This window comes from Candidatus Symbiopectobacterium sp. NZEC127 (assembly GCF_025962675.1).
Taxonomy (GTDB): domain Bacteria; phylum Pseudomonadota; class Gammaproteobacteria; order Enterobacterales; family Enterobacteriaceae; genus Symbiopectobacterium.
Genome location: NZ_JAGFPG010000001.1, coordinates 1,316,393 through 1,329,250, shown reverse-complemented (window position 1 = coordinate 1,329,250; position 12,858 = coordinate 1,316,393). Strand labels below are relative to the sequence as shown.

The 12,858-nt window shown below is 53.1% G+C and carries 13 protein-coding genes; 9 read left to right on the top strand and 4 right to left on the bottom strand.

The genetic code is table 11. The features are described from left to right. Positions 1–41: 41 nt before the first annotated feature. From J5069_RS06000 to J5069_RS05985, 4 genes are read right to left on the bottom strand one after another with little or no spacing between them, the layout of a single operon-like run. A complete protein-coding gene (locus J5069_RS06000; protein ID WP_264642981.1) occupies positions 42–800 on the bottom strand; it encodes an ABC transporter permease in 759 nt (252 codons plus the stop codon). Beyond that, a complete protein-coding gene (locus J5069_RS05995; RefSeq protein WP_264642980.1) occupies positions 793–1,551 on the bottom strand; it encodes an ABC transporter ATP-binding protein in 759 nt (252 codons plus the stop codon). Before J5069_RS05995 ends, J5069_RS06000 begins: the two co-directional genes overlap by 8 nt. Next, positions 1,548–2,855: an acyl-CoA thioester hydrolase/BAAT C-terminal domain-containing protein gene (locus J5069_RS05990; RefSeq protein WP_264642979.1), complete on the bottom strand. Its 1,308-nt coding sequence runs from the start codon at positions 2,853–2,855 to the stop codon at positions 1,548–1,550. The genes J5069_RS05995 and J5069_RS05990 overlap by 4 nt, the downstream gene beginning before the upstream one ends. Then, positions 2,852–3,916 carry an ABC transporter substrate-binding protein gene (locus tag J5069_RS05985; RefSeq protein WP_264642978.1) on the bottom strand — a complete coding sequence of 355 codons (1,065 nt, stop codon included), beginning with the start codon at positions 3,914–3,916 and terminating at the stop codon, positions 2,852–2,854. Before J5069_RS05985 ends, J5069_RS05990 begins: the two co-directional genes overlap by 4 nt. A 303-nt stretch (positions 3,917–4,219) precedes the next feature. Here J5069_RS05985 and J5069_RS05980 point away from each other — a divergent pair, with 303 nt between their 5' ends. The 9 genes from J5069_RS05980 to ggt are packed head-to-tail and all read left to right on the top strand — an operon-like array spanning position 4,220 to position 12,820. After that, the gene (locus J5069_RS05980; RefSeq protein WP_264642977.1) at positions 4,220–4,918 is read left to right on the top strand and encodes a GntR family transcriptional regulator; all 699 of its coding nucleotides are present in this window, start codon (positions 4,220–4,222) and stop codon (positions 4,916–4,918) included. Further along, a complete protein-coding gene (locus J5069_RS05975) occupies positions 4,915–5,673 on the top strand; it encodes an ABC transporter ATP-binding protein (protein ID WP_264627740.1) in 759 nt (252 codons plus the stop codon). Before J5069_RS05980 ends, J5069_RS05975 begins: the two co-directional genes overlap by 4 nt. 1 nt (position 5,674) lies before the next feature. Further along, positions 5,675–6,442: an ABC transporter permease gene (locus J5069_RS05970; protein WP_264642976.1), complete on the top strand. Its 768-nt coding sequence runs from the start codon at positions 5,675–5,677 to the stop codon at positions 6,440–6,442. A 26-nt stretch (positions 6,443–6,468) separates the two neighbouring features. Next, the gene (locus J5069_RS05965) at positions 6,469–7,446 is read left to right on the top strand and encodes an ABC transporter substrate-binding protein (protein ID WP_264642975.1); all 978 of its coding nucleotides are present in this window, start codon (positions 6,469–6,471) and stop codon (positions 7,444–7,446) included. A gap of 13 nt (positions 7,447–7,459) precedes the next feature. Beyond that, positions 7,460–8,494, top strand: a complete 1,035-nt coding sequence (locus J5069_RS05960; RefSeq protein ID WP_264642974.1) for a zinc-binding dehydrogenase — start codon at positions 7,460–7,462, stop codon at positions 8,492–8,494. Positions 8,495–8,508: 14 nt separating this feature from the next. Continuing rightward, complete coding sequence (locus tag J5069_RS05955; protein WP_264642973.1) at positions 8,509–8,919, top strand: PaaI family thioesterase; 411 nt, start codon at positions 8,509–8,511, stop codon at positions 8,917–8,919. Then, a complete protein-coding gene (locus J5069_RS05950; protein ID WP_264642972.1) occupies positions 8,916–9,686 on the top strand; it encodes a VOC family protein in 771 nt (256 codons plus the stop codon). The genes J5069_RS05955 and J5069_RS05950 overlap by 4 nt, the downstream gene beginning before the upstream one ends. Beyond that, positions 9,679–11,208 (top strand): class I adenylate-forming enzyme family protein, encoded by a 1,530-nt coding sequence (locus J5069_RS05945; RefSeq protein ID WP_264642971.1) that lies wholly within the window; start codon positions 9,679–9,681, stop codon positions 11,206–11,208. The genes J5069_RS05950 and J5069_RS05945 overlap by 8 nt, the downstream gene beginning before the upstream one ends. Further along, complete coding sequence (gene ggt, locus J5069_RS05940) at positions 11,198–12,820, top strand: gamma-glutamyltransferase (RefSeq protein ID WP_264642970.1); 1,623 nt, start codon at positions 11,198–11,200, stop codon at positions 12,818–12,820. Before J5069_RS05945 ends, ggt begins: the two co-directional genes overlap by 11 nt. Positions 12,821–12,858: the final 38 nt, after the last annotated feature.

Sequence of the window (12,858 nt, the reverse complement as noted above, 5' to 3'; positions counted from 1 at the left end):
GATTACCTGCTATACAGATGTAACATGATATTCGGTCGCTATCATCCTCCCGATTGCCAGAAAACAACCTTACGTTGTAACCAGCGTACAATTTGTGCGCCACACACCCCGATCAATGCCAGTAAAAACACGCCCGCAAACATAGTGGACAGACTCATATTCACAGAACTGGATGCTATCAAATACCCCAAACCACGTTGTGCAGATAAAAATTCAGCCACAACCGCACCAATTAATGCCAACGCCACACCAATCTGCAATCCGGCAAAAATATCGCCTGCCGCTGAAGGCAACTTTACATGAAACAATAAATAATAACGGGATGCCGAAAATGCACGACAGGTATCCAGTAATTCAACATCGGTGCGGCGAATACCATTAACGGTGTTGACAAATAGAGGAAAAAAACAAACCAACGTCACCAGCACAATTTTAGATGCCACGCCAAAACCGAACCAGACGAGGATAATCGGCCCCAATGCCACTTTGGGTGTGGCTTGTAACGCAATCAGCAATGGATAGACAAAGCGTTCAAACATCTGCGACTCTGCCAGCACGATGCCAAGCAGAACCGCCAGCAAACTGCCGATGATATATCCAGCCAACGTCTCACCCACAGTCATCGCAATATGCGGCCACAGGCTCTGATCGCTGAATCCATCGCGTAATGCGCGGAACACGGCTGCAGGCGGAGGCAGAAGATAATCAGGAACAGAAAATACACGTACAGACACATCCCAAATAAGAACCAACACGGCAAGACTCACCAAGGGGAATAACAGGGAGAAAAATCTATGCATGGGTGAAATATCTCCGTAAATGCTGACACAGTGCCATAAACTCATCATTAGCCAGCGTATCCAACGTGCGCGATCGGGGTAGTGGAATTGTCACACTCTCAATAATGCGCCCGGGGCGAGGCGACATCACCAACACCCGATCGGCAAGAAATACCGCTTCCTGAATACTGTGAGTAATGAACAACACAGATTTGCGCTGTTGCTCCCAAATGCGTTGGAGTTCCAACATCAAGAATTCGCGTGACAGGGCATCCAGAGCGGCAAAGGGTTCATCCATCAACAATAAATCAGGATCGTGTAGCAACATCCGTGCGATGCCTACTCGTTGTTGCATCCCCCCGGAAAGCTCGAAGGGATAATCGCTCGCAAAGTCGACCAGGCCGACCAGATCAAGTAATTGTCGTGCCCGCACTCGGGCAGTTGCATCTGACAACCCCAGCGTGCGAGCAGGAAGCAGCACGTTATCCAATACCGTTTTCCAGGGCAGCAAATTGGGTTTCTGAAATACCACCCCTGTGTGTCGGCTTGGGCCAACGACAGTTCGAGAGGCCACCTGCACTTGTCCTGAGGTGGCGGACATCAGTCCTGCAGCAAGCTTCAGGATAGTAGACTTGCCGCATCCAGAGGGGCCCAGTAACGCGACAAACTCCCCTGTGCCTACCCGTAAATCGACCTCAGCCAGCGCGTTAATCTCTCCTCTGCGCGTTGCATAGGTCAGGCTGACATCCCGCAGTTCCAGCGCAGCAGTCATGCTTTCGCCTCAGATGTCGCCGTTGCCGCAGACAAAAATGCCAGTACGCGCTGCCAGCTCTGTCGGTTTGCCCGGGCATTGGCAAGCGGTGTCCCGCCGCCATCAATCACTACTCCTGCGACTGGATGCACTTTGGCAATCTCCGTTGTCGGGAGGAACGGAAATCCGATGGCATGTCCGGCATGCTCGTTGCGCAGATGCTCGACGGGCCAAGGGTGCTGTTTATCCGCCAGAGTAGTGACAATGTGCTCACAATAATCCGATGATGGCCAGAATCCGTCATCAGTACCTGAAATCAACAGCACAGGACCGGTAATACGTTCTACCGGAATACGTGCAGCAGCCAGACTCTCTGTATCACGCAGAACCGCGACAAACGCCGGAGCTTGACGAATAGGTGCACCGGGTTGTGGTGGATGATCGAAGGCGTGCCAGTCTGCCTCCGGGTTACCCTGCCAAACATTACGGAGAGGTTGCCCATGCCAGGTCCAGGCAGTGGCATCCCGAGGTTCATCAGGGCGGCCTGCTCGCAGGGTGCCATGCACCACGGCACTGGGAACATAGCCAATCACTGCAGAGACGCGCTCGGGAAATGTCGCGCCTAGCAGCAGTGCCAGTTCACCACCGCGAGAATGCCCAGCCACGGCTATAAACCCCTTTTTCGGCTGCAACGTATCCACCGCCCAATCAAGCGCCTGCTGAAAATACTCCAATGGTGTAGCAGAAATAGAATCAGGCCTTCCTGGCGCGTTAAAATACGCCAACGCCAGCCCGCTATACCCGTGAGCGGCGAATAGTGCAGCACGTTGCTCTGGCGTTCCTCCGCCAGAACCATTAAGAACAATGACCAATGGATGAGGGCCAGCGCCTTCTGGCGTAAACAGGGTTGCAGAAAGGCCATTGGCACGAATTTCCTGGCGCGCCACGCCCGGTGCCAGCAAACGTTGGATCAATGTCGTTTCAGCCACGGCGCCAGTTGTATCTTTCACACGTAATGTGACATGGCGGGCGTCAAGGCTATCGCTTAAGGTAGGATTAACCGGTTCAGACACCAGACGCAGTGACCAGACAGGCGCCATCGGTTCAGCCTCGAGCCAGTCACCAGACAAGGGGAGGGCAGTTTCCAGATCCAGCACGCCGTCATCTCCAACGTCAAACACCGCATCACTGTGCCAGATACTGCCATCCGTATGGGTAAAATCGGCCATAAATCGCACCCGGCCAGGGGCAAGTCCGTCAGCACGAATCTTACGCGACACATCAATCAGGCCATCCGGCGTATCTATTCTTAGCGTCGCGCTCATTTGGCTTCCTCCGCCCGGATTTTCAAGGCCTCCTTATCGAAGTCATCAAATGCCGCAATGAATGCGTTAGAAAAAATACGTTCTACTGGCACATCTGCTTTTGGAAACTCCCCATTTTTTGCCATAGCGTTGATTGCCGCTCGGATCACCGGCAGATCGTACTCCCCTGGCGTACGGCGTGAGCCATCTTCCCGATACAACGTGCGTTGCAAACGACGGGAGAGTAGCGTCTTTGCCTCCTCTAGCCCTTTGCCTTCCGCATCAGCAGGTTTGCTTTCGGGATATTGACGCCAAAAAGCCCGCACGCAGAACTCAGGGTTCACATCACAGACGTATTGTGCTTCGGTATAGGCAAGACCGAAGCGCCGAATCAGATCGGGATGTTCTTTAAAGGTATCCTCATGCGCGATAAAACCGTTGCCAGGGTTTTCCTGAAAGACATCGGGGTAGGCAATACGGCGGATTTTTGTTCCGGTAAACTCAAAAATATCGCCCCAACTGCTGTTATAGTTCAGCGCATCCACCTGCTTGCTGCGCAGTGCCTGAAAGCCGGAACCCAGCACACCAACAGCAACAAACTCAACGTTTTTACCCGGCTCAAGACCGGCTACCCGTAAAGCAGCACGGCTGTTTGGTATCGTGCCCCACGTCAGTGCGCCAACACCGATTTTTTTATCCTTCAAATCAGATAACGTTTTAATGGGAGAATCCGCCAGCACGGTATATTCCATCGTCTGGGCGGGAGTGCCGTTATAAAAATAACGCAGTGGTAACGGATCTTTCCCGTTGAAATAACTTGAAATTACGGGTTCCGATACAGGATAACCAAAAGTAACCCGTTTGCTTGCCACCTGCGGCAGCAATGCACCTGCACCTTGAAATACAATCAGTTTGACAGACAGATTCTGTTCTTTAAACAACCCCAGTTCCTGGGCTGCAGCATAAGGCGCTCCGTCATGGACCGCTGGCGGGATCGCTAATGCGATAGTCACTTCATCCAGAGCTTGCGCCTGGGAAACACCCATAAATATGAGAGATAATAACGGCCACTTCAAACGCATATACGCCCCTTGCTCAATAGGTTTCCTGTGGGGAAAGGTAAAACGGTGGCTGGCAAATCAGAACGAATAACTTTATCTAATAATGTGCATATCTTGGATGAAGTGAGATGCCCACAGTGGGCTGCAAAAAAAACGCTGAATATCTTTTATATATCTACTGAGCACCTCAGTTAATGCAAATAATAACATTCCATTGCTGATTTAATTATTAGTTTAGTCCTCGCTACTGCGACAGAATGCGTCCATTAAGGTATTCAACGTGACGCTGTGAGATGCTCACAGAGGTGAATTGAGAGGACCGGAGTGACCCATTCCCTATCTTTAAGCGACCATGTTTATCACACGATTCGTCGCGATATTCTAACGTGTCGTCTGTTACCAGGATCGCTGGTAACAGAGTCCGAAATGATGGAGCGCTACCCGTCAGGGAAAAGCACCATCAGGTTGGCACTGGCTCGCCTGAGCCAGGAAAAACTGGTGATTTCACGCCCGCGCAAGGGTTACCGTATTGCCCCAGTGACACTGCAAGATGTGGAAGAAATCTTCACCGTCCGCGCCGCGCTGGAACCACTTGCCGCGCGTCTGGCTGTCGGCAAAGTCGATATTGATTTACTCAAAACACTTGAAGCACAGTGCCGAGTTGAAGTTGCTGCACCGCTATCGACGCGAATTGATGTGTTTATGAACGCCAATAAGCGATTTCATTTAACCATTGTCGAAGCCACGGGTAACAGCCATTTAATCCGCACCCTTTCAGGGTTAATGGATGAAATGGCGCGACTGGTGGCCTTGGGTTTTAATGTGCAACGCGTTAAGCCAGAAATAAAACACGATCATAATGCCATGATTGATGCGTTTATTGCCGGTGATGTTAAACGGGTCGAATTTATCGCTCGCCGTCATATTGAAACATTCCAAGCCATGACATTGGAAAAAATCTACGCCACGTTAAGTAAAGAAGGCACGCTATTACCCGTATTGCCACGGGAGATATTTGAATGAATACTTCCTTACTTTCCGCCACAAAAGACAGCATTGAATTACGCGGCGTCAGTAAATCTTTTGCCAGCCAGAAGGTACTGGAAAGAATATCGCTGACGATTAAAGAAGGTGAAATTGTTGCGCTATTAGGCGCATCGGGTGGCGGTAAAAGTACGCTATTAAACCTCATGTCGGGTCTATTACCTGCCGACAGTGGCGATATCGTCATTCAGGGTGTCCCTGCCAGGCAGTTTCAGCACTGGCAACGCATTGCCTATCTGTTTCAGGAAGATCGCTTACTGCCGTGGCGAACCGTTGAACAGAACGTGCATTTTGGCTTGGAAAACAGTGCACTCAGCAAACAGGAGCGCCGTCGACGCGTGGCTGACGCGCTGACGCTGGTTGGCCTTTCCGCTTTTGTTCACCATTGGCCACATCAATTATCCGGGGGCATGCGCAGCCGCGTAGCGCTGGCACGCAGCCTGGTGGTTCAGCCGCAAATTCTGCTGATGGACGAACCTTTTTCACGCCTCGATCCCCAAACCCGCGGCTCTATGCATGAGGAATTACTGCGTATCCAGGCACTGACCGGTATGACCGTTGTGCTGGTAACCCATGATGTGGAAGAGGCGGTGGTACTGGCAGATCGCGTAGTCATTCTGAAACCACAACCAGGGCGCATCCATCTTGAAGCCACGCTGCATCTTCCGCGCCCGCGTGTTGCCACCCACCCTGACGTGAACGAACAGATTCGACTACTGCGTCTTGAGGTATGAGATGAAACTATTTTCGCGCACCTTCAGCCTGCTCCTGCAACGACTGGTATTACTGGCGATATTCCTTTTCGCATGGTGGCAAGGGTCACTGCATCTTCCGACGTTTGTATTACCCAGTCCCAGCAGCACCTTGCAGGCATTGCTCTCTCTGTGGCAGGGAGAAACGCTCCTGCACGACATCAAAGTGACATTCGGCCGCGTTGTCTCTGGTTTTGTACTGGCTGCACTGGTAGGCACCGTCTTCGGCCTGGTACTGGGTGCCAGCCAGCGTGTGGCTCGCTTTTGTGAGCCGCTGTTAGCGGTATTTAACACGGTATCGTCTGCTATCTGGGCCATTTTCGCCATCATCTGGTTCGGCATTTCTGATGCCACCACCATTTTTGTGGTGTTTATGACGGCGATGCCGCTGATCCTCACCAATGTCTGGCAAGGCGCGCAAAACGTCGAAGCGCAGTATGTCGAATTGGCGCATAGCTTCCGAATGAACCGCTGGCAGACGCTGCACAAAATCTATCTCCCCACCATTATGCCCTACTTCTTTTCGGGGGCCCGGCTGGCATTTGGTTTCGGCTGGCGCGTATCGCTGGTGGCAGAAACGCTGGGGTCATCGGATGGCATTGGGTACCGCCTGCGTCAGGCCGGCGATCTGGTGCAAACCAGCCAGGTATTCGCCTGGACATTGTTACTCGTCTCACTGATGTTGCTGCTGGAAGGGGGGTTGCTGAAACCCTTGGAGCGGCATCTGTTTCGCTGGAAAAAACGTTCATAGCATTTCATTGAATCTGAGGTAATAACATGAAAAGACTGCTCGTTGTTTTTGCCCTGCTGGCAGGACTTCTGCCGCAACTGAGCTTTGCTAACGGCAAAGTGCGTATTGGTTACTGGACATCCGGCGTCAGCCTTGGCTACGGCGCGGTGCTCGAAAGTCAGGATTTCCTGAAGAAACGTGGCGTCGATGCTGAGTTCGTTCACTTTCCTGATGTTAACGCCCCCTTGAAGGCTCTGGCTTCTGGTTCTATCGATCTGGCATTTGGTGCACCGGTTGCCGGTGTATTCAGCGTTGCCAGTGAGGGCGTGCCGGTGAAAATCATCGCGGCCACGCAACCTGCGGATGTGGCATTCGTGGTGCCAGCCGACTCACCGATCACATCGCTTTCCCAGCTAAAAGGTAAAAAAGTGGGCATGTCACCCGCCGGTTCTTCCGTCGCCGTGATTGGTACTACGTTGTTGCAGGAAAACGCGGGTATTGCGGCAAATGCATTTTCACTGGTCGGAGGAAATGAATCACGTTTGGCACAGTTCCTGGCGCAAAAGCAGGTGGATGCAGCAGCCTTACGGACCTTAACGGTAAAGCAATTACCGGATCTGAAATTGCGGGTTATCAGTACCTATGCGGATGAGTGGAAAAAACTGACCCACAGCGATGCTCAGCCCTATATCGGCGTAGGTACCGTGCGCAATGAATTGCTTACCCAGCAGCCAGAAACCGTCGCAAAAGTGATCGCGGCACTGCGCGACACGCTGGACTGGGGACGTGCTCACCCTGATGACGTTGTAAATATCCTTAAAGTGAAAGCCAGTCTGCCGGAAGACCAGGCGCGTGCCTACGTTAGCCTATGGGACCGCATGAATCAGATGTCCTTTGAAACGGCTGACATCGATACCCTGAAACGTGAACACGCGGTGCTGTTAGGCAGCGGTTCTATTAAAGGCGAGCTGAATAACGACTTGTTTGATCAGCGTCCTTATCTCGCTTCGAAAAAACTGAAATAACGGAGAGATGTACGTGAGTAACACACTTTTTTCGAGTAATACGATGAAAGCATTGGTATTACAGCAACATGGTGGGCTCGAGCAATTACAGATTGATAGCCAGAAAGCTCGACCGCAAGCCCAGGCCGGACATGTGGTGGTACGTGTAGGAGCATCCTCGTTCAATTACCACGATGTATTCACTGTACAGGGGATGCCGGGTATCAAAATCCCACTGCCGGTAGTGCCAGGACTCGATTTAGCCGGCACCATCGACAGCATCGGTGAAGACGTGACGGGCTGGCGCATTGGCGATCGGGTGCTGGTGAACCCACTAAAACCGGGTATTGGTCTACTGGGAGAAATGGCCGATGGTGGCATGGCGGAGTATGCGCTGGTCGATGCGCGTCAGCTTATCGCCTTGCCGGATGGCGTTACCTTCGAGCAGGCTGCCGCACTTCCTGTGGCCTATGGCACTGCACATCGCATGTTAATCACCCACAACACCATCAAGGCCGGAGACCGAGTATTGATCCTCGGGGCCAGTGGTGGTGTCGGCACCGCCTGTATTGTGCTGGCGAAATACCTCGGCGCAGAAGTGATCGCGTGCGCGGGGAGTGATGAAAAAGCGATAGCTCTGCAGGCGCTTGGCGCTGACCATGTCGTGAATTACCGCGAACAGGATTTCTCGCGCTGGGCCATTGAAAAATATGGCAAACCACAGCGGCGCACCCACGAAGGTGGCGTCGATGTGGTGATCAACTTCACCGGCGGAGACACCTGGCGCCCGTCGCTGAAATGTCTGAAACGTGGCGGCACTCTGCTGGTATGTGGCGCCACCGCAGGCTATGACCCTCAGGAGGATCTGCGCTACGTCTGGAGTTTCGAGCTCAACATCAAAGGTTCCAACAGCTTCTATGAAGAAAATCTGACTGCGCTACTGGCGCTGGTCGCTGAAGGAAGCATTACCCCATTGATTGACCGTGTGCTACCGCTGGAACAAGCGGTGGAAGGGTTACGACTGATTCGTGACCGCGAAGTATTAGGCAAAGTGGTTGTTACCCCCTGATTCGGAAACAAAGCATGAACGCACAGGATATCGAACAAAAATTACTGAAAGGCCCTTATCACCAATGGCTGGGCTTAAGAGTACAACACGCTGGCGAGGGTGAAATAACCCTACAGGTACCTTTTCGCGATGAATTTATCGTCAATCCTGACGGGAAATATATTCACGGTGGCATTCTCGCCACATTGGTTGACCTTGCTGCAGACTGGGCGCTGTTCTCCTGGACAGGCAAAGGCGTACCCACCTTCAACCTGCATGTGGATTATCACCGACCTGCCCGGGGTGACCTGACGGTAAAAGCGAAAGTGCTCAAACTCGGCAAACAGGCATCCTGCGCAGAGGCCTGGGTGTATGACGCAGAAGGTCGTTTGGTTGCCAGCGGTCGGGGTCTGTATGCCATGCCAACGGAACAGGGGGCAGTATGATCCTGAAACTGGATCATCTGGTGATAAACAGCCACTTCGCGCTGGATAACAGCGCGGAACTGTTCCGGGCACTGGGATTCACCTTAACACCTAAGGGGTATCACAGCCTGGGATCGATCAACCATCTGATCATGTTTTCCGACCACTATCTGGAGTTGATTGGACTACCCTGCGAAGACGAACCGCTGCGTCGAGAACTGCTCGACAATCCTCCCGGTCCTGACGGGTTGGTGTTTGCCAGCGACAGCGCCGAACAAACCAAAGCAACCCTGCAATCTGCCGGTTTTATTGTACAACCGGTGCAACACTTTTCTCGTGAAGTCGTCTGTGGCACAGAAAGAGGCGAGGCCCGGTTCAGCACCGTACGTCTGGCATCGGGGACTTTCAGTGCCGGCCGGGTGTACTTCTGCCAGCATCACACCCCGGAATGGGTGTGGCGTGATGCCTGGTTACAGCCGGGCAAGATTCAGACATTAACCGTGGTGGCGCATGATGCTGCGGCAACCCGAGCACAGTACGCACAGTTAGGCGACACCGAACTGCTTAAGGTGATCAGCCACGAGGAATGGCAGGCAGAGTATGGCACTTTACTCCCTCTGATTGATGATCGCGAAAGCCGATTTGCAAGTATCCGGATTTCTGGCAGAGATACCCGCACCATCCGACAAAAAGCCCAACAGCTTAATTTACCGCTGGAGCAACGGAGTGGACGCCTGCAAGTGGCAATTCCTGCCTTAACGCTGGTACTGGAGTTTGACCATGCCTGATTCTCCGTCATTTACGCGTTCGGACAATCTCGGGGCGTTCAGTGACGCATTACGTCACAGTAATCAACCCGCATTTATTATGCCATTTACCGATGGTCAGCCGCGCGAAATCACTTTCCAGCAGTTGGATAATAGGGCTAACGCCATCGGTCTTGGATTACAACGTTTTGACTGGCCACAGGGATCTCGCGTCGCGGTTCTCGCCCGTAATTCGATTGACTATATTGCCAGCCTGCTCGGCATTATGCGTGCCGGACTGGTCGCGGTACCGATCAACTTTCGTTTCCCAGTCGATACCATCGAACGCATCCTCACCGACAGTGAGAGTCGCCTGCTGTTGGGTGATGAAGATCAGCTCAAACGCGTTGTCAGCGATATCGCCCGAGTGCCCTTTGGCGCTGAGCTGACCGCGCTGCAACGCGTAGGTCAGTTGGAATGCTTTACACCTGCCCACGACGATCTGGCATTGATGCTGTACACCTCCGGTTCGACCGGGATGCCCAAAGGCGTGCGGCTGACACACGCCAGCCACCGCTGGGTGGTTGAGACCCGACTGGCAGCACAGGAATTAACGGGTGAACGAGTATTGATTGCCGCACCTTTCTACCATATGAACGCGCTGGCACTGGCTCTGCTTACACTGGCAAGCCAGGTAACCACCGTGCTGCTGCCGCAATTTGAAGCACGTCGTTATCTTGAGGCAATGAACCACTACCGTTGTACCTGGCTGACAGCCGTTCCCCCCATGCTTGCCATGATGTTACAGGAGAAAGATTTGCTGGAAGCCTATGACCTCTCCTGCATACGGGTGATCCGTATGGGCTCCGCCCCCGTTAGCAATAGCTTGTATCGATCATTGCGCCACTGGCTACCACAAGCACGCATCATTAACGCTTATGGCACAACGGAAGCCGGGCCTGTGGTATTTGCTCAACACCCGCAGGGCCTGACAACGCCAGCGGGTTCACCCGGGTATCCGCATCCCGCAGTCAGTGTGCGGTTGCGTAATGATATCGGGGTGCTGGCAGATGAAGGCGTATTGGAAATGAAAAGCCCGGCGCTCATGCAAGGTTATCATCGAAGACCCGATGTGCCCGAGCCGTTCAGCGCGGATGGCTATTACATTACCGGAGACGTATTCCGTCGTGATGAAAATGGCTTTTTTTGGTTCGTTGGCCGCCATGACGATATGTTCGTTTGTGGGGGAGAGAACATCTGGCCGGGTGAAGTTGAAAAGCTATTGGAAAGCCACCCTCAAGTACAACAAGCCTGTGTTGTGCCAGTGACGGATGATATCAAAGGACAGAAACCGGCTGCATGGGTGATCCTCAGAGCCGGAGAGTCAGTCGACCCATCGGAATTGAAAAACTGGGTGCTGCAACACGGTCCGGCGTATCTGCATCCACGTCATATTTGGCTCACTGACCACTTTCCCTTGGCGGGAACCAACAAGATCGACCGTCGAGCATTACAGACGGCAGCGGAGCAACGCGTAAACAGAGGGAACGCGCATGACCTTTAACTGGCATAACCCCTATCTCACCCCCCGTACCCCGGTATTTGCACGTAATGTCGTCTCAACGTCGCATCCCCTCGCTGCACAGGCGGGAAACCGTATTTTAATGGAAGGGGGGAATGCAGTGGATGCGGCGATCGCAGCAGCAGCCACGTTAACGGTGGTAGAACCGGTATCAAACGGATTGGGCAGTGACGCTTTCGCACTGGTATGGGCGGACGGGAAATTGCACGGACTGAACGCATCTGGCCCGGCACCAGCGGCCTGGGATGTGAATTACTTTCGCCGCCGTTATGGTAACAATGCGCAGGGTCTGGCACAGCGCCCTGAACGCGGTTGGGATTCCGTTACTGTGCCGGGCGCAGTTGCAGGCTGGGAGGCATTGCACCGCCGCTTTGGCAAACTGCCTTTCTCCCAGTTGCTGAACAGTGCCATTGAGATTGCTGAACGTGGTGTCACTCTGGCGCCCATGGTAGCCCGTAAATGGCAAGCGGCGGTACCCATCCTTGCACAGCAGCCGGGGTTTGCCGACGCTTTTATGCCAAACGGACATGCGCCTCAAACAGGCGAAATATTTCGATTCCCCTCTGCCGCCAAAACGCTACGCACGCTGGCGGATCAGGGGGCAAGGGCATTCTATGAAGGGGAAATTGCTGAGGCCATCGTCGGTTGGTCACAGCAAACAGGCGGTAGTTTGACATTGCAGGATTTACGGGCCTATCAGCCAGAATGGGTGACACCAATAAGCCAGCAATATCGAGGCCATGAAGTGCATGAAATCCCCCCTAATGGCCAAGGTATTGCTGCATTGATCGCATTGGGTATTCTGGAACAATTTGATCTGCAAAGCCTGACGTTGGATGGCGTAGATGTTCAACATCTGCAAATAGAAGCAATGAAGCTGGCGTTTGCCGATGTGTACCGCTACGTTGCCGACCCGGCTTCAATGGAGGTCACGCCACAACAGATGCTGGATAGCCAGTATCTAAAACAACGTGCAGCGCAAATTGATCTGACCCGCGCTGCGCTGCCCGTTGCAGGAATACCACGCAGCGGCGGCACGGTATACCTGACGACCGCTGATGAAAGCGGCATGATGGTGTCATTTATTCAATCCAACTATATGGGGTTTGGTTCTGGTGTGGTGGTACCGGGATATGGCATCAGCTTGCAAAACCGAGGTGCAGGATTTTCCAGTGACCCAAAATCCGCCAATGTGGTGACGCCCGGTAAACGACCTTTCCACACCATTATCCCCGCGTTTCTCACCAAGGATGGTCAGCCACAAATGAGTTTCGGCGTGATGGGGGGGGATATGCAGCCTCAAGGTCATGTGCAGACGGTGGTCAGAATGCTGGATTTCCATCAGCAACCTCAGGCCGCCTGCGATGCCCCGCGCTGGAAGGTTAACCGGGATTTTACCCTCGATCTGGAAACCCGTTTTGATCCAGCCGTAGCACAGCAATTAAAGTCACGAGGCCACACGTTAAAGGCTGTTGACGATCCCTATATGGATTTCGGCGCTGGACAGTTTATCTGGCGTCTATCAAATGACCCAAATCACGGCTATGTTGCTGCCAGCGATAGCCGACGGGACGGTCAGGCACTCGGTTTCTGATATTAATCGCCACCCAGGGAATATTTCACGCATGTCAT

What these genes read in the sequence shown, in the direction of transcription:
- J5069_RS05990 (WP_264642979.1), bottom strand. Translation starts at nt 2,855, where the DNA reads ATGAGCGCGACGCTAAGAATAGATACGCCGGATGGCCTGATTGATGTG.
- J5069_RS05950 (WP_264642972.1), top strand. Translation starts at nt 8,916, where the DNA reads ATGATCCTGAAACTGGATCATCTGGTGATAAACAGCCACTTCGCGCTG.
- J5069_RS05965 (WP_264642975.1), top strand. Translation starts at nt 6,469, where the DNA reads ATGAAAAGACTGCTCGTTGTTTTTGCCCTGCTGGCAGGACTTCTGCCG.
- J5069_RS06000 (WP_264642981.1), bottom strand. Translation starts at nt 800, where the DNA reads ATGCATAGATTTTTCTCCCTGTTATTCCCCTTGGTGAGTCTTGCCGTG.
- J5069_RS05995 (WP_264642980.1), bottom strand. Translation starts at nt 1,551, where the DNA reads ATGACTGCTGCGCTGGAACTGCGGGATGTCAGCCTGACCTATGCAACG.
- ggt (WP_264642970.1), top strand. Translation starts at nt 11,198, where the DNA reads ATGACCTTTAACTGGCATAACCCCTATCTCACCCCCCGTACCCCGGTA.
- J5069_RS05955 (WP_264642973.1), top strand. Translation starts at nt 8,509, where the DNA reads ATGAACGCACAGGATATCGAACAAAAATTACTGAAAGGCCCTTATCAC.
- J5069_RS05985 (WP_264642978.1), bottom strand. Translation starts at nt 3,916, where the DNA reads ATGCGTTTGAAGTGGCCGTTATTATCTCTCATATTTATGGGTGTTTCC.
- J5069_RS05970 (WP_264642976.1), top strand. Translation starts at nt 5,675, where the DNA reads ATGAAACTATTTTCGCGCACCTTCAGCCTGCTCCTGCAACGACTGGTA.
- J5069_RS05975 (WP_264627740.1), top strand. Translation starts at nt 4,915, where the DNA reads ATGAATACTTCCTTACTTTCCGCCACAAAAGACAGCATTGAATTACGC.
- J5069_RS05945 (WP_264642971.1), top strand. Translation starts at nt 9,679, where the DNA reads ATGCCTGATTCTCCGTCATTTACGCGTTCGGACAATCTCGGGGCGTTC.